This is a genomic window from Arenibacter palladensis, assembly GCF_900129275.1.
Lineage (GTDB): Bacteria > Bacteroidota > Bacteroidia > Flavobacteriales > Flavobacteriaceae > Arenibacter > Arenibacter palladensis.
Genome location: NZ_FQUX01000005.1, coordinates 247,616 through 268,617 on the forward strand (window position 1 = coordinate 247,616; position 21,002 = coordinate 268,617).

A 21,002-nucleotide genomic window follows, 5' to 3' on the forward strand; every position below is an offset into this window, starting at 1 on the left:
TTAAATTCAATAAATTGATTTATAATTTCTTATTTCCCTTTTCGAAAATTAAACGATTTTACCCGTGTAACATGGTCGTATCCAATTTTAGACAAGGTAACGCCCTTTCCGGAATTTTTAACGCCTGTCCAGGCCAATGCCGGATCCAAATAATCACAGCGGTTCATGAAAACGGTACCGGTCTCGATCTTCCGTCCCAGATTAATGGCCCTATCCATATCGTTTGCCCAAAGGGAGGCGGTAAGACCATACTGGGAATCGTTCATTAATCGCAATGCTTCCTCATCGTTCTTTACCTTCATAATCCCAACTACAGGTCCAAAACTCTCCTCGGTCATTACCTCCATACTGTGGTCCACATTGACAAGTACATGGGGGGATAAATAAGGCGTATCTTTTTTAGAGGCTTTAAACAGGGATTCGGGCACCAAGGATTTTGCCCCTTTACCCAAAGCCTGTTCTATTTGTTTTCTTACGTAATTGGCAGCATCTGTCTTAACCATAGGCCCCAAATTGGTCTCGGCATCCAAAGGATTCCCTAACGTGTACTGCTTAGTAAGCGCTACGAATCCGTCAACAAACTTGTCGTAAAGCGTTTCATGAACATAAATTCTTTCGATACCGCAACAAGACTGCCCACTGTTAAAAAAAGCCCCGTCCACTAAATTTTCTACACTATTCTCCAAATTGGCATCGGCCATTACATAGGCGGGATCTTTTCCTCCCAACTCCAAACCACAGGGAATGAACTTGTTTACCAAGGAATTTTGAACCGCTACCCCACCTTGTACAGAACCAGTAAAGTAAACTCCGTCAATTCGATTATCGCCAATTAATTCGGCCGTATTTTTATGGTTCAGGTGCAGTATTTGAAATACCCCTTTCGGCAGTCCGGCCTTGGCAGCTGCCTTGGCATAACGTTCCGCCACCAATGGAGTTTGAAACGAATGCTTTAAAATTACCACGTTTCCTGCCATTAAAGCCGGAACAATAGCATTTACAGAGGTCAAGAAAGGATAGTTCCAAGGGCTCAACACACTTACAACCCCAATTGGAACACGCTCTACCCATCTTTTATCCGGATTCTCGGCATCTACAACTTTATAGTCGCCCAAAGCCTCTTCCGCTACTCCGATCATATAATGGGCGCGATCTCCAAAACCCTTTATTTCTCCAGGGGATTGACCCAATGGTCTGCCCATTTGCCAGGTAATTTCGAGGGCTATATCATTTTTATCCTGTACAATGGCATCCACGAAGGCCGTTATATATTTAGCTCGCTCGGCAATGGAAAGATTGGACCAAATTGGAAAAGCACTTTCAGCCAAATCTAGGGCCTGTTCAATATCCTTTGGGCCATGTTCTTCGGCAGTATAATAAATAGTGCCGTCTATAGGTGATATGGTATTTATCATTTTTTTAAATTATTTCGAAATAACGTTTTAATTGCCAGTCGGTTATAGCTCCCAGTTGTTGTTGGTCTTCCCATAGTCGGGTATACGCATAGTGATCCACAAATATATCACCAAAGAGATCCCGTGCAATTTTTGAATTCTTAAATTTTTCAGCGGCCTGGGACAAGGTCCTAGGCAACTGAAGTTCCTGTGAAAAATCTACATCGTAGGCGTTTCCATCTACCGCTTTTGTAGGTTCAATTTTATTCTCTATGCCCCATAATCCCGAACCAATAGCCGCAGCAAGGGCCAAGTAGGGATTAATATCCGCTGCCGATACCCTATATTCCACTCTTTGCGACTTTTCAGATCCAGGAATTGCCCTAAGGGCACAGGTTCTATTATCTATACCCCATGAGGCCGCAGTGGGGGCCCAAAAACCGGGAATGAGTCGCGTATAGCTATTACATGTAGAGGCCACCATAGCTAAAAATTCTGGCATTAACTTTTGTTGTCCTCCTAGAAACCATCGCATCACATCAGACATGCCATTTGGCTTACTTTTATCGTAGAAGGCAGATGAGCCATCCGTATTTTGCAAAGAAATATGGATATGACCGGATTGACCGGGATAACTGGAAGACCATTTGGCCATAAAGCATGCCATCAAATTGTTTTGTTGTGCCCAAACTTTTACAAAGTTTTTGAATAGAGCCCCATTATCGGCAGCCCGCAGAGCCTCGGAATACTCTAATGCGCCCTCCAGTACTCCCGCACCCGTCTCCGTATGCAATCCTTCCAATGGCATGCCCATCTCCTTGGAAAGTTCCATTATTTGGTGATAATAATTGGCATGGGTGGAGCTGCGTAATATGGAATAACCAAAGTTACCTGGCGTCATTGGTTCCAGGTTATGATAATTCTTATCCCGAACGGATTTAGGGGATTCATTAAAAAGGAAAAATTCGAACTCGAAAGAGGCACTAGCTTTAAGCCCCAAGCCTTCCAATCTTTCCAATGTTCTGCGCAAAATAGATCTTGGACAAACACTGGCAGCACTACTCTCCGAGAAATCTACCAAAAAAATAACCGACTTGAAATCTTCCGTTGGCAACATCCTCATACTGGAAGCATCTATTGTTGCGTTGGCATCTGTAAAACCATCTGCCCAACCGGTAAAGGAATCATTCTTATATAAAACATCATTGGAATCCCAACCAAAGATTACACTGCAAAAACCAAATCCCTTGTCCAATGCGGATAGAAACTTTTTGGAATTAACGTATTTCCCGCGGAGAACTCCATCCACATCAACAACGGCCAATTTAATATTTTCAATTTGATGTTCCTGTATATAACTTCTGACCGATTCCTTGGTCATTTTTGGCACTTCCTTTTTCATAGGTTTATTATTATTGTTTTCTATTGGTCCAATGAAAACCTCTTAATGGTACGTAAGGTTTCACTTGACTGTTTTCTGGTTGATTATTCTATTCTTATTCCAAGATTCAACTATTATAGCCCGTTGATACATATTCCTGTTTCCACAACTCCCATCCTTAAATAAAAATCCCTCATAAAATTATTGAATAATGCCCACCTCTAGCTATAAAAATCAATTTTTTACTATTGCCTTTTTTGCCTCGTGTTCCATGGCGAACTCTTCTTCCGGAGAAAGTATCAATCTATGCCTACCTTTTAGCCCAAAGTAGACCAAACCGATAATTAAATACCCTATGGATATAAACACTGCCGTCCTGTAAGATTGATCCTGTAACTGAAAATATATAATTACACTGGCCAAAAATATAGTGGTCCAGGCACCTAATTTCCCAAACGGACTTACATAAGGTCTTTCCAAATCCGGTTTATCCTTCCTCAGCAATAAAAAGGAACCACATTGCAAAATATAGGAGAGCATGGCACTAAAAACAGCAATGTTCAATAAAGCTCCCCCAACAAATACCTCACTTTCATTACCTGCCAAAAATTTGGTGACCATTAAAACCGTAAATCCAATGAGGGAACCAAGAATCAAAGCGGTATAGGGCGTTTTTCTTTTGCTATGGGTCAAAGACAATATAACAGGGAAATACCCGGCCCTTGACAAGGAATAAATCTGTCTGCCAAATGCAAAAATTATGGTATGGAAAGACGCCAACAGACCAATGGATGCCACTAAGGCCAAAAGCTTGGCTATATTGTCCCCGTACAACACCTTAAATCCGTCCAATAAGGGTTCCCCGGATTGGGAAAGGGCATAGGACCCCAAAGGTATGGAGGCATTTAGCCAAAGGATTAAAAAGGCCGAAATAATCAAGGTAATGATGCCATAGGTCAACCCCTTGGGCATATCCTTTTTGGGATCAACGGATTCCTCAGCTGCCAAGGGCAGTTGTTCAATGGCCAAAAACAACCAAACTGCAAATGGCATTGCCTTTAGAGCTCCTTCCCATCCCATTGGGAAAAGGGAACCTCCGCCTCCATCCAAATGTTCTGCACTACCATCGGGGCCCGCCTTTATATCCAAGGCATAAGTCATAAAATCGGCACTTCCAATGGAGGATACCCAAAACATACCCAAACATCCCAAAGCCAATAAGGTTAAGGCCACTGTAAACCGAAAGGATAGTTCTACCCCTACAATGTTCAACAGGGTAAAGATGGTATAAAATCCGAACCACCAAAAAGGCAGCATTTCTGGAGCCGTCTCAAAAATGCCCTGCATATAATTACTTAGAAAAAAAACAATAACCGCAGGGGTAAGAATAAATTCCAAATTTTCTACCAAGCCGGTAAAGAAGCCACCCCAGGGTCCCATGGCCGATCTGGCAAATGAATATGCTCCTCCGGTATGTGGTAGGGCGGGAGACATTTCTGCCACACTTTGGGTAAGCCCAACATACATTATTGCTACGATACAAGTGGCGACAAACATACCGCCCCATCCCCCAGAAGCCAAGCCCAGGTTCCATCCTGAAAAATGTCCCGATATCACGGCCCCAACGCCCAAGGCCCATAAAGACCAAACGCCGGCATGGCGTTTCAGTTCCCTGGATTCAAAATAGGATTTGTCCATTTTTTTGTACTTAACACCTTTGCCCATATCTATTCTCTTGGTTTTTGGTTTGATTATATATTTCTAAGTTGGTAACTAATATACCATGAAATAAAAAAAATATCACTCTTTAAACTTGAAGGATTGAATATTATCAATAAAAAGACCATGGAGAAGAATCCCCATGGTCCGTAAGATTCAAAATAAATTACTTATTAATTGCACTTCTAATTGTTACTGGCTACATCCCACCAAAGCCTGGTGTTTAAATCGTCTCCTCCCATGCGGGTAACGGCCTGCTGATAATTTGCATTATTCGTTGATTTCACGGAATTGGGATATTGAAACCTTACCGGAACCTTTTTGTCATTTACAGCGTCCGGACCTGGTATAACTTCCGGCATTCCGGTACGCCTCCAATCGGACCAGGCCTCAAAACCTGTATAAAAGAGAGCTATCCATTTTTGCAAGGCTACTTTTTCCAACTTTTCTGGGCTTGTTCCCGTGTAGGCCACTGCGGTCTGTGCAATATAGGCATCCAAGTCAAAAGCTTGTAGATCGGCAGCGATCTCGTTCCAACCACCGGCAACTATCCTGTCCAAATAGTACGAAAAGGAAGCTCTTATTCCATTTTCATAATAGGTAGCGGCATCGCCTACGGTTATGAAATTTCTTTCCCTGGCCTCTGCCAGGATAAATTGAAGCTCAGAATAATCCATTATAATGGTCTGGGAAGCCGTAGGAGAAGCAAGCTCTACGTTACAGGCCCTACAGGCCAATAAAATACCAATTCTTGAAATGAAATTGGACCCCACTTCATTGGGGTTTCCGGTAGGGCTATACCCTAAAGCCGCCTCATCGTCCAAACCGTTGGGCATACCTACATAATCATCCAAATTATCGGAATAAATTCCTTTTCCGGAATTGGAAGTAGGTTGCGCATAAACGATAAGCCTTCTATCATTTAGATCCTTTAATCTGGTTTCCAAGGTAAGGCTCAACCTAACCTCGTCAAAACTACCAGATCGCGTATTATATTTGGGTTGTGGATTATCGGAATTCCATTGCAATAACGCTGCATCCGCATTACTTTCAAATATCGGATAGGTTGTTGGATCTCCCATAATTTCCGCCATACCGGCCGTGGCTTTGGATTGATCTACATCACTGATCCTCATCAAAAGGCGAAGCCTAAGCGAATTGGCAAACTTTCTCCATTTCAATACATCGCCACCGTACAATATATCCCCGGATATATTTTGTGTACCCGTTAATACAGCGTTGGCCGTTTTTAAGTCGGCCAAAAGACCGTCATAAATTTCCTGTTGTGGCGTAAATTCTGGTGTAATATTATCATCGCTGATTCCTTTAACGGCATCCGTGTAGGGAACATCTCCATATGCATCGGTTAAATAGGAATAGATCCACGATTTAACAATTAGTCCAACGCCGTAGTAATTCTGGCGATCCGCATTTTCTTTGGTGTCACGAATAATATTCTCAATATCGCGTAGTCCGTCATAGGCGTCGTTGTATGGATTGCTCGTAGGAGACCACTGGTATATATCTCCCGAGGTAAACTGCAGTCGGGCTCCATATTGAACCACGGTAAATCCTTCCTCCCATCCTTGGTCTCCCCAATTATATGCCATTTGTCTTAAAACCCCTGGCAAAAGCAGTTCAGAGGAAGCCTGCTCGGGAAAGTTGGGGTTTTGATTTATTTCTTCAAAGTCTTCTGTACAACCCATAAAAGCTGCCAAAAGAAACATCACGAAGAAACCCTTTTTTGATATATGTATGTTTTTCATCTTTTATGCAATTAAAAATCGATTTGTAAATTCAGAGTGTATGTTTTGGTACTGGGATAGGACATATTCTCTATACCGGGCTGCAGGGTACCACCGGCAACGGAAACCGTTTCCGGATCAAAATGTGGATTGTCCGTCCAAAGTGCCAAATTTCTACCTGTCAATGATAATCTTGCCTTGCTAATGGGAAGCTTATCAATAATTTTTTTGGAAAGGCTATAGCCAAGGGTAACCTCACGCAATTTCGTGTAAGAGGCATCGTATTTAGCGGCCTCCACATTATCCCGCTCATAGTAGCGGTTATTGAAGGTCCTAACATCTACGTTTATGGTGTTGGGCGTATATACGCCGGGAGATGTCTCCAATACACCTTCCGCAACGATTCCGGTTTCCCTTCCTTCCAGAGTTTCCTTTAATTGCCCGGAAGTGGAACCTATCGTTTTGGTCCTGGATACTACTATCCCCCCTTGTCTTATATCGAACATAAATCCAAAATCCAAAGACTTGTATTTAAAACTGTTCAATATTCCCAAGGTATAATCAGGGGCATAATCGCCCTGGTACACCAAATCGTCCGTCCTGATCGGGATACCACTGTTATTTACGATCATTTGGCCATAATACTCACTGTTCTCATCCTCTACACGTTGGAATCCCCTTCCGTAAATGGCACTGATGGATCCTCCTTCCCTAGCTTGGATAAAGACACTGTTCCTCTCGGTTAGCGTATAATCTATACCTCCCAGATCGGTAACCTCACTTCTGTTCCTGGAATAGTTGAACATGGTATTCCAACTAAAATTCTCCGTCCTTACGGGCACTACGTTCAACATGGCCTCGAAACCATAATTCCTAACTTCGCCCGCGTTGATCAACTTACTGGTATACCCACTGGAAATATCCGTGCTTATAGGTATGATCTGGTTCTTGGTACGCCCGTCATAATATGTGGCATCCAAATTCAGCCTACTTTGGAACAAACGGATATCGGCACCAATCTCATAGGATGATGTAATCTCGGGCTTCAGATCGGCATTGGGGATCAAGGAGGATTCCGTTAAAATTGGATTATCCCCAAAAGGTGTTTCATTGGTAAAGAAACTGGACAACTTATAGGGATCCGTATCATTACCTACCTCGGCATATGCCGCCCTTAATTTTGCAAAGGACACGAATTCCGGCATTTTAAACATATCACTGGCTATGGCGCTCAAGGTAACCGAAGGATAGAAATAGGAATTATTATCCGTGGGCAGGGTACTGGACCAATCATTACGTCCGGTTACATCCAAGAAAAGTAAATTGTCATAGGCAAACCTTGCAAAACCATAGAGACTGTTTATCCTCTTCTGTTCGTTGTTGGTATAAACCTCCAATGGCCTTCTAGTGTTATTAAAGGAATACACGCCCGGGTTGATCAACTGAGGGGCAACAGTTTGGGTATACTCCTGTTTCTGACGAAATTGGTTGCCACCTCCAGATATATTTACATTCCACTTTTCATTGAAGGTCTTATCATAGGATAAAAGGAAATCCGTATTGGATTCTTCAAAGAACACATTGTCCTCCCTGTAATAACCTAGAGGGAAACGCTGGGTACTGAACGCTCTTTTCTTGGTCCTTAGATCGCGATAGAAATCCCTTCCCGTCCTTACCATTAAACTCCAATTATCGTTTATAGTGTAATTGGCACTAATATTACCGTATACCCTGTCCTTGTTCTGTGAGTTGGTATTCTCATATACGTTGAAGAAAGGGTTGTCGTGGTAATTGTAATTATAATTGAACTGCTGCAGGTTTTCCCTGCCGGGCATCCAATAATCCCTCATACTGTTGGTATTCAATTGCCTACCGTACCAAATAAAAAGATACATGATGCTTTCCGTACCATAGCTAAGGGATGGCCTGTTGTCACTATCGGATTTTATATAATTTACGTTGGTATTGATCGTCAATTTATCGGTGAGATTAAGACCTGTATTCAAATTGAAGGTATTTCGCCTTAGGTCTGTATTGGGTACTATACCCTCCTGATCCAAATTTTGGTAGGAGAACCTAATATTGCCCAAATCTCCAGATTTGGAAATGGCAATGCTATTCGTCTTTGTGTATCCAGTATTAAAGAAATCCAATGTATTGTCTGGATTGGAAACCCATGGCGTTGGAATAATGGGAGAATTGCTTACTAAATAATCCCCACCTCTGGTACCATCCTCCCGAGGCGAATCAAACTGAGGAATCATTAGCCCAGTATCCAATCTGGGACCCCAACTTTCATCAACTCCATCGGCGATACCGCTTCCACTTCCGTCAACAAACGCAAACTGCTGGTTGTTTCCCTGGCCGTATTCGTTTTGCCAATCGGGCAATAACAATACATTTTCCATAGTAATACCAGAATTGATGCTAACCCCCAATTGGCCTTTTTTGGTATTTCCCTTTTTGGTGGTTATAATAATTGCACCGTTAGCAGCTCTGGCCCCATAAAGTGCCGCGGCGGCCGGACCTTTTAACACGTTGATCGATTCTATGTTCTCCGGGTTTATTTCCGAAGCTCCGTTTCCGTAATCCACATCCTGTGTACCCGACCCGCTGGAACCTACAATTTCATTGCTAATAGGAGTACCATCCACAATAAACAATGGAGAGTTGCCATTGATATTTAAGGAGGCATCGCCCCTTATGGACACCCTGGCAGAACCTCCAAGGCCCGAGGGGCTGTTGGTAATCTGTAGACCGGCCACCTTTCCGGAAATACCGTTTAAAAGATTGGGCTCCCTAGCAGCGGATACCTGCTCGCCGTCGAGTTCTTGGGATGCGTATCCCAAGGACTTCTTTTCCCTTTTTATACCCAAGGCGGTTACGACCACTTCACTTAGACCTGTAGCACTTTCCTCCAAGGTAACAGAGACATTTGTCTGCCCATTCACAGCCATTTCCGTGGTAGTAAACCCTATATAGGACACGACTAGAACAGCGTTTGGCCCATTTACATCCAAAATAAAATTACCGTCAAAATCGGATTGGGTTCCATTGGTAGTACCTTTTTCCAGAACGTTGGCCCCAGGCAAAGGACTTCCATCACTGTCCAAAATAGTACCACTGACCTTAAAGGGCTGAAAGACCTCCACCTTTTTTTCTTGCTCCTTTGTTTGGGAGGGAATATTTTTTTCAGGCTTAAGTACTATCTGTTTATCCAATACCTCATAGGCAATGCGCATCTCGGAAAAAATTCTGTCCAGAATTGTAGTAACCAATTCTTTATCAGCGCTCACGGAGACAATTTTTTTATAATCCACCTCCTTGTCATTATACATGAATTTGAACTCTGTAAGCGACTCAATTTTGTTCAATACATTTTCGATGCTTACATTTTCAAGATTCAAAGTAATTTTGGTCTTTTGACCATAAGTTTCGTTGGCATGAATTTGAAAAAGCGAAACAATCAATAATAAGGTAGTAAGTTTCATCTTCAAATCATATTGTAGCCGAAAACGGAATTTCCTCCCCGGCATGATCAGGTTTTTCATATTTTTGCAGTGTTTTTTAAGTGGTTAATTAATTTAATCACATCATATCGGGAAGTGTTGGCGCACTTTCCGATTTTTTTTTGCCTTTAGGCCTTATGATATAGGGGTCTGGCAAATATTGTGATCTGTCTAAATTTTGGAAAGTCTAATTCATTGGCAGTTGTTTTGTTTAGTTAGTTAGTTGATAATTATTTGTCTGTCGTTGATCTTGTAATCCATTTGGTAGGTTAGGTTAAAAGTTTTGAATACTTGATCTATGGTTTCAACATCAAAACTTGCCGTAAACAATTCCTCATCGAGTTTTGGATTATTGTTCACGATCTCCACATTATAGTGCCTTTCCAATTTTTTCACAATATTCTTAAAAGGCACATGCCTCAATATGATTTTCCCATTCAACCAATCGGTATGCATAGCTATATCCGCTTCTTCTACTAAAATTTGTCTATTGTATTTATTCCATTCCGCTTTATATCCAGGTTCCAGTAAAGAAGCATTGGAAGAATCAAAAGTGTCCTGTTTATTATAAACAGAAACCGACCCTTCCAAAAGCGTAGTATTGACAAAATGATCTTCAGGATAAGATGATAAATTAAATTTTGTTCCCAGCACACGAACATTAAGCTCACCTGTATTGACTATAAATGCATTTGCCGAATCCTTGGCTACGTTAAAAAAAGCTTCCCCATCCAGAAAAACCTGTCTGTTTTTTGTTTTTAGGAATTGTACTGGATATTTAAGGGAGGTACCAGAATTAAGTGTTACCTGTGTACCATCTGATAGCAATAAATCAAATCTCTTTCCATATGGAACCGTGAGCGTATTGTATATCAACTCCTCTGTTGAAGTCCCATTATTTTTATAGATTAATTGCGACCCTTGTTGTGCTCCCAATACATTACCTTCTGTATCTACCACCTTAGTTGCCCCACCTTCAGAGATTACCTCAATATTCCCATTTTCCAATTGTAAAATAATAGCATCCCCCGGAATAATGGGCGTCTTAGCCGAATCAACTATGGTATCCCTAAAAATATAACCTAGTCCTACAAGAATTGCCAAAACAGCAGCAGATTTCAAAATTATAAGCGGAAGACGACCTCTATTTCTATGGCTCGAGTTTTTGGTATTGACAATATCGTGAAAGGAAGGATCTAGATCTATATGCTCATCTTCCAAGGTGGTTGCCACATATTTGGCTTTTATCTCAAAGAATCTTTTGGCATTTTGATCCGAAGAAACAATCCAGTCCTGGACTTCCTTTTCTACTTTTGAAGTCGCAGTACCCCTTAGGTATTCATATATTTTTTGATCTAGCATCGTCCAGTGTTCTATTATATAGACGATTCAAAAAAGATTTACACCTAGTGATGGATAATAATTTTATTGGGAAAGAGAGATAAATTCCCTTAAATGGAACCTCATATGCCTCAGGGCACTGGCCATATGATTATCTACCGTTTTATGTGAAATGCCCATCTCAGAGGCTATTTCACTACGTTTCAAGCCCTCAAGTCGACTCTTTTTGAAAATGTTTTTACATTTTTCAGGTAATAATTCTATACTCTGAATAATTTTGCTTTCCAACTCATTTTCAAGTAAGAGGGAGGCCGCTTCATCTTGAATAAATTTATATTGAATTTCAGATCTTATGCGATAGCTATTATCTATATAGTTCTTTTTGATCTTTTCGTGCTTTAACTGGTCCAAGCACAAATTCTTGGTCATGGTATACAAATAACTATTTATATTGGAAACTTCTCCCAGAGAGGCCTTGTTTTCCCATAATTTAAGAAATACGTTCTGTACTATACTTTCGGCCTCCTGTTGGTAGACTAGATATCCTTTTGAAATATTTACCAGTTTGGTATAGTAGAGTCTGAACAAGGTCTCAAATGCACACTTCTCTCCCTTTTCCAAAAGGGAAAGAAAAAGCTCATTGTTGATATTAGGCTGACCTTTTTTCAACTTATAAATGGGTTTAAATTTCCGTCGCTACCAAATCAACCACATAAAGTATATTCTTTATGTGATACGGCCAAAGGACCCAACTAAATTATCCTCTTCACCATCCTCCTCATTCCAAATTTATAGGTTATGCCATGCAATTTGTTTTTCCTTACCCAACAACATTCCAATCCATTGACAAAAACAAATTCATCCCAATTTAACAAAAAATTACAATTTAACCAAGAATCAAATTTCTTTACTCTGCCTATAAAATTTGATTTAAGATTTTCATATTATTCCGGAGGCTAATTGCCTATTTCCGCAATTTTTACAGGTCTTTTTTCCTTTAATGATTTTATGGCAGCCAGGCCAATTTGAAGCGATCGCAGCCCATCGGTGCCATCAACCGCCATGGCATCCCCATTTTTTAAACTTGCCACATAACTGGCCATTTCAGATCTGTAAGCTGCCGCATACCTTTCCAGAAAGAAATGCAGGGGCAACGACCCTAGGATTCCCTTGTTGGTATACAAGCGATGGGAATCTTCATAATTATTGTCTGCCTGCGCCATTCCCTTGGATCCGAACACTTCTAGTCTTTGGTCATAGCCATAAGCAGCTTCCCTACTATTGTCTATAACAGCCATGGTACCGTCCGTATAGGTCAAGGTAACCACAGCGGTATCTATATCCCCTGCCTCGCCAATAGCCGGATCCACTAGGACAGCTCCCTTGGCATAGACCTCGTCGACTTCCTTGCCCACCACAAATCTGGCCATATCAAAATCGTGTATGGTCATATCTAAAAATAGACCTCCGGATTGTTTAATATAGCTTACTGGTGGTGCTCCTGGATCCCGACTGGTAATTTTTACCAGGTGGGGCTGCCCCACGGCACCTTCCTTCACCAAATTGTGAACTTTTCTAAACTCTTTATCGAACCTTCTATTGAAGCCCAGCATTAATTTAATATTGGTTTCTTTCACCACTTTTAAAACCTCAACAACGCGTTGCATGGATAGGTCCAAAGGTTTTTCACAAAAAACGTGGATACCCGCTTTGGCCGCCATTTCAACATAATCTGCATGGGTATCGGTTGGGGAACAGATGACCACGGAATCGAAGGGGGCAACGACCAATAGCTCCTCATAAGTATTGACAATATGGGGTATCTTCCTTTCATGCGCATATTTCCTACATTCTTCCATAGGATCCATTACAGCTACCACCTCCACATGGTCCATCTGTAGCAGGTTATCCAAATGAATCTTTCCTATCCTTCCCAATCCCGCTACGGCGAATTTAACTTTAGACATAGATATATTTCTTTATAATTGTTTCATGAATTTTAAATGGTCTATAACCCTAGGGATTTTATAAAGTCCCTATTGGCCTTTGCGCATATTTTGGGATTTCCCATCCCAGGTAGAATATCCTGCTCCACCACAATCCAATCGTTGTATTTCATTTCTTCCAGTAATTTTACAATGGACTGAAAATCTACCGATCCTTTTCCCAACTCACAAAATACCCCACGTTTAATAGCATCAAAATAATCCCCGTTCGCCTCCCGGGACGCCTTGGCCGCTTCTGGACTATAATCCTTAAAATGGACATGCCATATTCTTTTGCCATACTTTTTTAGGGCCTTTACAGGATCGCCTCCTCCAAAGGCATAATGCCCCATATCCAGACACAGACCCAATAACTGTGGATCGGTCAAGGTCATAAGCTTATCTATTTCCTCAGGGGTTTCTACATATCCTGCACAATGATGGTGGAATACCGTCCTAATTCCGTAGGCATCCTTCACTGCCTTCGCTATCTTTTCTGCACCTGTGGCATATACTTTCCATTGTTCTTCCGTGAGTCCCATTGCCGATGTGATCCTACCCGCATTTTTGGTGCGTTCCGGAACAGTTCCATTGTCGTCTGCCAGTACAATAAAAGAATTCTTAAATCCGGCATTGAACATAAGTTCGGCCACCTTTAATGCGGAAACAACACCTGCATCATGGTTGGCTGCTTTGGCTAAAGCAACGGGCACAAAGGCTCCCAAAAGATCCAAATGTCTTTTGTCCAACTCCGATTTTAGCAAGCTCGGGGTGGTGGGCATATAACCCCAGTCTCCCAATTCGGTACCGATATAGCCTGTCTCCTCTATTTCATCCAGAACCTGTTCAAAACCGATCTCTTCCGATTTTTCTTCCAGGTCAAATTCCAAGGCGCCCCATGAGCATGGAGCATTTGCGATTTTCATCATTTTACGATCCGATTAAAATTTTCTTGACCAAATGTTCGGCCATCTTTCTATAATTACCTTGGTCTGCGTGAAGAATTCAATAGCATGTTTGCCCTGGCCGTGCAAGTCGCCAAAAAAGCTATCCTTCCAACCACTAAAGGGGAATTGGGCCATGGGGGCCGCTACCCCTATATTGATACCAATATTCCCGGCATCGGCCTCATTTCTGAACCTTCTGGCATTGGCGCCACTTCCGGTGAACAAACAAGCCATATTTCCATAATTGCCGCTATTGACAAACTTTAGGGCATCATCTATATTTTTCATGGATATAAGACTCATCACCGGACCAAAAATCTCGGTCTTAATCAATTCCTTGTCCAAGGCAACATCCTCCAAAATGGTAGGATTTAGAAAGTTTCCTTTTTCATAGCCGGCAATAGAGGCATTTCGGCCATCCAATAACATTTTGGCGCCTTCATTCAATCCTTTTTGTATCAATCCCGTTATTCTTGCCTTGCTTTCCGGAGTAATAACAGGTCCCATATTTACTTCCCTATCAAGTCCATATCCAGTAGTTCGGGATTTAACGGTTTCATAAAGGGCATCCTTGATCTGTCTTTTTTGATCATCCACAGTGATTATTGTGGATGCGGCCAAACACCTTTGGCCTGCACATCCATAAACCGAATCAGCTATGATCTTGGTAGACATTTCTATATCCGCGTCGGGCAGAATTACCACTGGGTTTTTGGCACCCCCTTGGGCCTGTACACGCTTGCCGTTTGCCGTACCCTTGGAATAAATATACCTGGCCACCGGGGTACTGCCTACAAAGCTTACCGCCTTGATAACGGGATTTTCCAAAATAGCATCTACAGAATCCTTACCTCCGTGCACTAGGCTAACAAGTCCCTTTGGGATATCCAACTGATCTATGAATTCAAAAATCTTCATCATGGTCATGGGCACCTTTTCGGAAGGCTTTACCACAAAGGCATTACCCGTTGCAATGGCATAGGGCAAGAACCAAAAAACGATCATACTTGGAAAGTTGAACGGAGTTATACAGGCCGCCACGCCTATAGGCTGCCTTATCATCATCTCGTCTATTCCCGTTGCAATATCCTCAATAACATCTCCCGCCATTAACATAGGCGTCCCGCAGGCTACCTCAATATTTTCGATTGCCCTTTGAATTTCACCAACAGACTCTCCATAGGTTTTTCCGGACTCGTTGGTAATAATTTCGGCAAGTACTTCGGTATTTTCCTCCATTAGGGACTTTAACCGATATAGCACTTGTACTCTTTTAAGCACCGGAACCTTACTCCATTCCTGATATGCTTTGAACGCGGAGGCTACCGCCAAATCAACGTCTTTTTTGGTATCCTTACCATAGGGCACTTTTGCCAATACTTCTTGGGTAGCCGGATTTACAATGTCTATTGTTTCTTTGGATGTGCTTGGTGTCCAAGCCCCATCGATATAATTTTTTAGAACTTCCATTTTTTGATTATTTAATAATTTTGATCATCAGAGTGCTACTGGTTGTTCCAGAGCAATACATATATTAATACAGTAACGGCACACAAACCAATGGACATGGGAATGGTGTATTTCCAAGCTTTTAGGTTCACTGCACCCACATCGGTAATTTCATACATATTCCTGTTGGGATAGAAATAGGACACCGAATACATTATGGCTACATTCAGCACGAATTCTATGCCCCAGAGATGTACAAAATGGATACCGTGGCTAGTGTAGCCCCAGGTCATGAAAATATAAAAACAGAGCCCAAATATTAGGGCCACTTTAGCTCCGGTTGCCGAGACTTTTTTCATAAAGAAACCTGCCAATAGAATGGATGCAATGGGAATAAAAAATATGCCGTTAAGCTCTTGTAGCAATTGATACAATCCGTCCGACGCATTGGCCACCATGGGAGCTGCGAAAATGGCCGCTACCGCCAAAACTGCAGAAGTAACTTTTCCAATCTTTACCAGTTTAACGTCACTGACATTTTTTGCAATGTGCTTCTTATAAATATCCATACTGAACAAGGTGGCCACCGAATTCAAGACAGAATTAAAGGTACTCAATACCGCTCCCATGATTACGGCAGCAAAAAAGCCTATCAACCAAACAGGTAAAACCTTTTTGACCAATTGAGGATAAACCGTGTCCTGTTGGTCAAAGTAGGTATCCTGAAAATAATAGTAACAAATTACCCCGGGCAGCACAATTATTAAGGGAATCAGGATCTTAAAAAGACCAGTTATCAAAAGTCCTTTTTGGGCCTCTTTCAAATTTTTCGCCCCCAAGGCCCTTTGAATAATCGTTTGGTTCATTCCCCAGAAATAGAGCTGATTTATGATTAAACCCGTAAACAAAACTTCGAACGGCAAAACCGAATCCCTTGCCCCTACCACATTGAATTTCTCGGGGGCATAATCATATACCTTCACCAATCCGTCCCAGATGTTGTTATCTCCTATGGCCAGAAGCGCCAATATCGGTATCAACAAACCTCCCAATAAAAGTCCAAAGCCATTAATGGTATCGGAATAGGCGACAGCTTTTAAGCCTCCAAAGATGGCATAAATAGACCCAATCACCCCAATAATGACCACTGTAATCCATAATCCTTCAGATTTGCTGACCCCAAGGGCCTCGGAAACCCCAAACAGGCTTTCAATGCCGATGGCACCAGAATATAGGACTATGGGCAAAAGGGTAACCACAAATGAAAATATTAGGATGGCAGCCACCATGGTCCTTGTCATACCATCAAACCTACTTTCCAAAAACTGTGGTATGGTGGTGAGGCCCATTTTTAAATATTTGGGAACAAAGAAAATTGCCGCAATTACCAGTGCTATCGAAGAGGTAACTTCCCAAGCTATAACAATAAAACCATTGACATAGGAATTACCGTTCATTCCTATAAGGTGTTCCGAGGAAATATTGGTCAGCAACATGGAACCTGCAATAACGATTCCGGTCAGACTTCTACCTCCCAAGAAATAACCGTCGGATGACGTTAAGTTTGTTTTTCTAAGACTGTACCAAGTAAAAAAGGCAACTCCTCCGGTAAAAATCAGAAAAGAAGTTAAAATGATGATGAGATCAGAGTTCATAAGGTTGGTTGGTTATGGTCTATAAGTAATACTTCTGGGTCTTTTTATTTTCCAGAGAGGTCTTCAATGAATTCTTCACAGCATCTTTCTCGGATACTTCGGCTACTGCCACATCCCACCAGGCAAATCCGGGCACCGCTTTTTTACGGTCTACCTCAATATAAATTACAGTAGTCTTGTCAATGGTCTTGGCCTTTTCCAGAGCTGCCTTCAATTCCTTTACATTGGAAGCTTTAATTACATGGGCACCCATACTTGCAGCATTGGCGGCATAATCTATGGGCAATAATCCTCCATCCAATTGGTCCGTTTCCTCATTTCTATATCGATAGTATGTTCCAAAGCCCTCGCTTCCTAGGGAACTGGACAAGCTTCCAATACTGGAATAGCCATCATTGTTTAACAAAATAATGGTCATTTTCTGCTTTTCCTGGATCGATGTTACAATCTCCTGGGACATCATCAAGTAACTTCCATCACCGACCATTACATATATCTCACTATCCGGACGGGCCATTTTTGCCCCCAGTCCACCGGCAATCTCATAACCCATGCAGGAATAACCGTATTCCAGATGGAAGCCTTTCGGGTTTCGTGTACGCCACAATTTATGTAGGTCTCCCGGCAGACTACCTGCAGCACAAAGCACTATATCTTCTGGGTTGGAAAAGGAATTTACGGCTCCGATCACTTCCCCTTGAAATGCCGGCACTTCATTCTTTTCGGCATAGATATCCGCTACAAATTGATCCCAGCTCTTATTAAAGTTTTCCACTTTCTTGCGATAGTCGCCATTCACTTCAAAATTGGACAGTTCTTTGTCCAAGGTTTCCAAAATTGCCTTGGCATCCCCAACCAGTGGTAATGCCCCATGTTTAAAGGAATCGAATTCCGTAATATTTATATTGATAAAGCGCACCTTGGGGTCTTGGAAAGCTGACTTGGAGATGGTAGTAAAATCGCTATATCTGGTACCTATCCCTATAACCAGGTCGGCCTCCTTAGCAATCTCTATGGCTCCAGGTGTTCCTGTTACCCCTGCTGCCCCCAAGTTCTGGGGCTCGTTATAATCCAAAGAGCCTTTTCCCGCGAAGCTTTCGGCAACGGGGATTCCCGTTCTATTGACCAGTTTTTTTAATATTGCGGTAGCATCGCTATAGATAGTTCCACCTCCCGCAATGATCATTGGTCTTTTGCTTTCCTTTATTTGTTGGATTGCCCTGGACAAAAGTGTTTTATCGGGCATAGTCCTACCCACGTGCCAAACGCGTTTCTGGAACATTTCCACGGGAAAATCATAAGCTTCCGCCTGAACATCCTGCGGGATGGACAGGGTAACCGCACCTGTTTCTGCCTGGGATGTCAATACGCGCATTACTTCTGGCAAGGAGGTAATCAATTGTTCCGGCCTATTGATCCTGTCCCAATATTTGGATACGGGCTTAAAGCAATCATTGACCGATATATCTTGAGTTACATTGGATTCCAACTGCTGCAATACCGGGGCAACCTGTCTGGTGGCAAATATATCCCCTGGAATCAGAAGGACAGGAATCCTATTGATGGTGGCAGCCGCAGCACCTGTAAGCATATTGGTTGCTCCAGGGCCTATGGAGGAGGTACAGACAAAAGTCTGCAACCTATTCTTTACTCGGGCAAATGCCGCCGCCGTATGTACCATGCCCTGTTCGTTCCTGGCCACGTAATATGGAAAGTCCAGGTTTTGATGCAATGCCTGTCCTATTCCCGCTACGTTCCCATGCCCTAAAATACCCAGGCAACCGGCAAAAAATTTGTTCTGAACACCATCGCGTTCCACATATTGGTTCTTCAGATATGCAATTGTGGCCTGGGCCACCGTAAGTCTTTTTGTTTTCATCTGTTCTTCTTTATTTGTTTTAATAGGTCAGAAGGAATGCCCTGAGAACATATCGGTTGGCTTGATAAAGCCGTTAATGGGCATTTCATCGCTTTTAAAATTAAAATCCGCCCTTTTGATTTATAAAGTCCATGGATTCTTCCAAAGTAGGCATGAAATTGGCACAACCTTTTTTTGTTACTACTTGGGCACCGCTGGCATTACCCATCCTACAAGCCTTTTTTAAATCCCAGCCTTGTAGGACTCCGTATAAAAACCCACTGGCGAAGGCATCCCCCGCGCCAAGTACATTTAAAACTGCTACTGGAAATCCGGGAACGTCCTCCCTTGCGCCATCCTTTTGGTAAATACTTGCCCCCTTCTCCCCTCGCTTCACGATTAGTGTCTCTATTCCGGAGGAAAGCAACTGGGCAATGGATTCATCAATATTCCCCTTTATTTCAGGTGCTGAAATTTGTTGTTCATTAATCGTTACCTGTGAGGAATCGATAAGCGTAGCGGCCAGTATTTCCTCTTCCGTGCCAATGGCCATTTTAACCCTGGGCAAAATAGCCCTAACGGTTAATCCAAAAGCCCTGTAATCATGCCATTGATCTGCCCTAAAATCCAGATCTAGCACTACGTCCACCTCATTTCTATTGGCTATTTCGGTGGCATAAAAAGTAGCACTTCTAGTAGGTTCCATATTTAATGCCGTACCATTGATCAACAATATTTTGTAGTCCGGAATCTTGGCATTGTCCACATCATCAATATCTACCTGACTATCGGCCGCATTGTCCCTATAGTACACCAAGGGAAACTTATCAGGAGGTTCTATCCCCAGAACCACGGCACTACTCCTAGTACCATTTTTTACTGGGATAGCATGGGTATTTACCCCTTCCCTGTTCAAGAAGTTCAAGATAAACTCTCCCACTTTGTCATTGCCCACTGCGGTCAACAAACTGGCGTTGACCCCCAATCTTGCACATCCCACAGCTATATTGAGAGGAGACCCTCCCACAAAGGCATCAAAACCCTTAATATCATTAAAAGGAGCTCCAATATTCTGTGAATAAAGATCAATACTAGACCTACCGAACGTGATTACATCAAACTTTTTATCGCTCATTTCCTATTTTTGTTTGTTCATTTCCGCTGTGACCAAGGGCAATCTTTTGTCTTTTGATGTCCATGAATCATAGATCCATTCATGATCCGGGTCTGTGGTATTGGCCAAGCACTGATCGGTGCCTGCCAAGAAATTTAGGTAGTAGCAATGAAATCCGTGTTCCGCTACTACGGGATGAAATCCCTTAGGTATCATTACCACATCGTTATGTCTAGGTCTTACAATCTCGTCCAAGGACCTATCCTTGGTATAGACCTGCTGTATGGCATATGCCTCCGGCTTTTGAAACTTATAGAAATAAGTCTCCTCTTGGATAGGCTCCAAAACCGTACCGTCTGCATCTACTATGCGCTCATCATGTTTGTGGGCCGGAAAGGAACTCCAATTTCCAGAAGGAGTATATACCTCGCGCACTACTATTTTACTGCAACCAAATCCTGGAGGCACCAGATCATTGAACTGCCTTGTAGCATTATCACCTCCAAAAATAACTACCGGGGTATCTTCCGGGGTTACGAATTTTGCAGGAAAATCTTCTTCTACCTTGCACCAACCGTATCCAATATCCAAGGTATCGCTCAAGGAAGTCAATGTAAATTTGCTATTCCGTGGAAGGTATAAAGTATGGGCAACTCCACTAAAAACATCCTTTCTGCCATTTACTGTTTCCCAGTTTCCCTTATCGCTTTCCACCTTAAAATTACCGCTCAACAACACTATGACCATTTCGTTATTCTGGGTTTCATGCTCCCAGGTTTCGCCCTTGGACATTAGCCTGGCCTCAAAATTGAGGTATTCCCAGTTGGCAGATTTGGTCGTAATCTGATGATATATTCCTGTTTTGGATTTTGGTTTTATTTGTAAATGTGATGTATGTTCCATAA

14 protein-coding genes are annotated in these 21,002 nt (G+C 42.3%); all 14 read right to left on the bottom strand.

Going from position 1 to position 21,002, the window contains the following annotated elements:
• Nucleotides 1-29: 29 nt before the first annotated feature.
• On the bottom strand, nucleotides 30-1,415 hold the full coding sequence (locus tag BUA60_RS15150; RefSeq protein WP_072863102.1) for an aldehyde dehydrogenase family protein: 1,386 nt from the start codon (nucleotides 1,413-1,415) through the stop codon (nucleotides 30-32).
• 4 nt (nucleotides 1,416-1,419) lie between these two features.
• The gene (locus BUA60_RS15155) at nucleotides 1,420-2,796 is read right to left on the bottom strand and encodes a glutamine synthetase family protein (RefSeq protein WP_072863103.1); all 1,377 of its coding nucleotides are present in this window, start codon (nucleotides 2,794-2,796) and stop codon (nucleotides 1,420-1,422) included.
• A 213-nt stretch (nucleotides 2,797-3,009) separates the two neighbouring features.
• The gene (locus BUA60_RS15160) at nucleotides 3,010-4,500 is read right to left on the bottom strand and encodes an amino acid permease (protein ID WP_072863105.1); all 1,491 of its coding nucleotides are present in this window, start codon (nucleotides 4,498-4,500) and stop codon (nucleotides 3,010-3,012) included.
• Between the two features lie 179 nt (nucleotides 4,501-4,679).
• Entirely contained in the window at nucleotides 4,680-6,260 is a 1,581-nt protein-coding gene (locus BUA60_RS15165) for a SusD/RagB family nutrient-binding outer membrane lipoprotein (RefSeq protein ID WP_084532615.1), read from the bottom strand.
• Between the two features lie 11 nt (nucleotides 6,261-6,271).
• Nucleotides 6,272-9,790 carry a SusC/RagA family TonB-linked outer membrane protein gene (locus tag BUA60_RS15170; protein WP_245802559.1) on the bottom strand — a complete coding sequence of 1,173 codons (3,519 nt, stop codon included), beginning with the start codon at nucleotides 9,788-9,790 and terminating at the stop codon, nucleotides 6,272-6,274.
• Between the two features lie 177 nt (nucleotides 9,791-9,967).
• Nucleotides 9,968-11,110, bottom strand: coding sequence for a FecR family protein (locus BUA60_RS15175; RefSeq protein WP_072863107.1), 1,143 nt, complete (start codon nucleotides 11,108-11,110; stop codon nucleotides 9,968-9,970).
• 63 nt (nucleotides 11,111-11,173) lie between these two features.
• Nucleotides 11,174-11,758 (bottom strand): RNA polymerase sigma-70 factor, encoded by a 585-nt coding sequence (locus BUA60_RS15180; protein ID WP_072863109.1) that lies wholly within the window; start codon nucleotides 11,756-11,758, stop codon nucleotides 11,174-11,176.
• Nucleotides 11,759-12,045: 287 nt separating this feature from the next.
• Complete coding sequence (iolG, locus tag BUA60_RS15185; RefSeq protein ID WP_072863111.1) at nucleotides 12,046-13,056, bottom strand: inositol 2-dehydrogenase; 1,011 nt, start codon at nucleotides 13,054-13,056, stop codon at nucleotides 12,046-12,048.
• Nucleotides 13,057-13,097: 41 nt separating this feature from the next.
• Nucleotides 13,098-14,003 (bottom strand): sugar phosphate isomerase/epimerase family protein, encoded by a 906-nt coding sequence (locus BUA60_RS15190; RefSeq protein ID WP_072863113.1) that lies wholly within the window; start codon nucleotides 14,001-14,003, stop codon nucleotides 13,098-13,100.
• 12 nt (nucleotides 14,004-14,015) lie between these two features.
• A complete protein-coding gene (locus BUA60_RS15195) occupies nucleotides 14,016-15,491 on the bottom strand; it encodes a CoA-acylating methylmalonate-semialdehyde dehydrogenase (protein ID WP_072863115.1) in 1,476 nt (491 codons plus the stop codon).
• Between the two features lie 35 nt (nucleotides 15,492-15,526).
• Nucleotides 15,527-17,125: a solute:sodium symporter family transporter gene (locus tag BUA60_RS15200; protein ID WP_072863117.1), complete on the bottom strand. Its 1,599-nt coding sequence runs from the start codon at nucleotides 17,123-17,125 to the stop codon at nucleotides 15,527-15,529.
• Nucleotides 17,126-17,144: 19 nt separating this feature from the next.
• The gene (gene iolD, locus BUA60_RS15205) at nucleotides 17,145-19,004 is read right to left on the bottom strand and encodes a 3D-(3,5/4)-trihydroxycyclohexane-1,2-dione acylhydrolase (decyclizing) (protein WP_072863119.1); all 1,860 of its coding nucleotides are present in this window, start codon (nucleotides 19,002-19,004) and stop codon (nucleotides 17,145-17,147) included.
• A gap of 100 nt (nucleotides 19,005-19,104) precedes the next feature.
• On the bottom strand, nucleotides 19,105-20,118 hold the full coding sequence (gene iolC, locus BUA60_RS15210; RefSeq protein WP_072863120.1) for a 5-dehydro-2-deoxygluconokinase: 1,014 nt from the start codon (nucleotides 20,116-20,118) through the stop codon (nucleotides 19,105-19,107).
• 3 nt (nucleotides 20,119-20,121) lie between these two features.
• The gene (gene iolB, locus BUA60_RS15215; RefSeq protein WP_072863122.1) at nucleotides 20,122-21,000 is read right to left on the bottom strand and encodes a 5-deoxy-glucuronate isomerase; all 879 of its coding nucleotides are present in this window, start codon (nucleotides 20,998-21,000) and stop codon (nucleotides 20,122-20,124) included.
• Nucleotides 21,001-21,002: the final 2 nt, after the last annotated feature.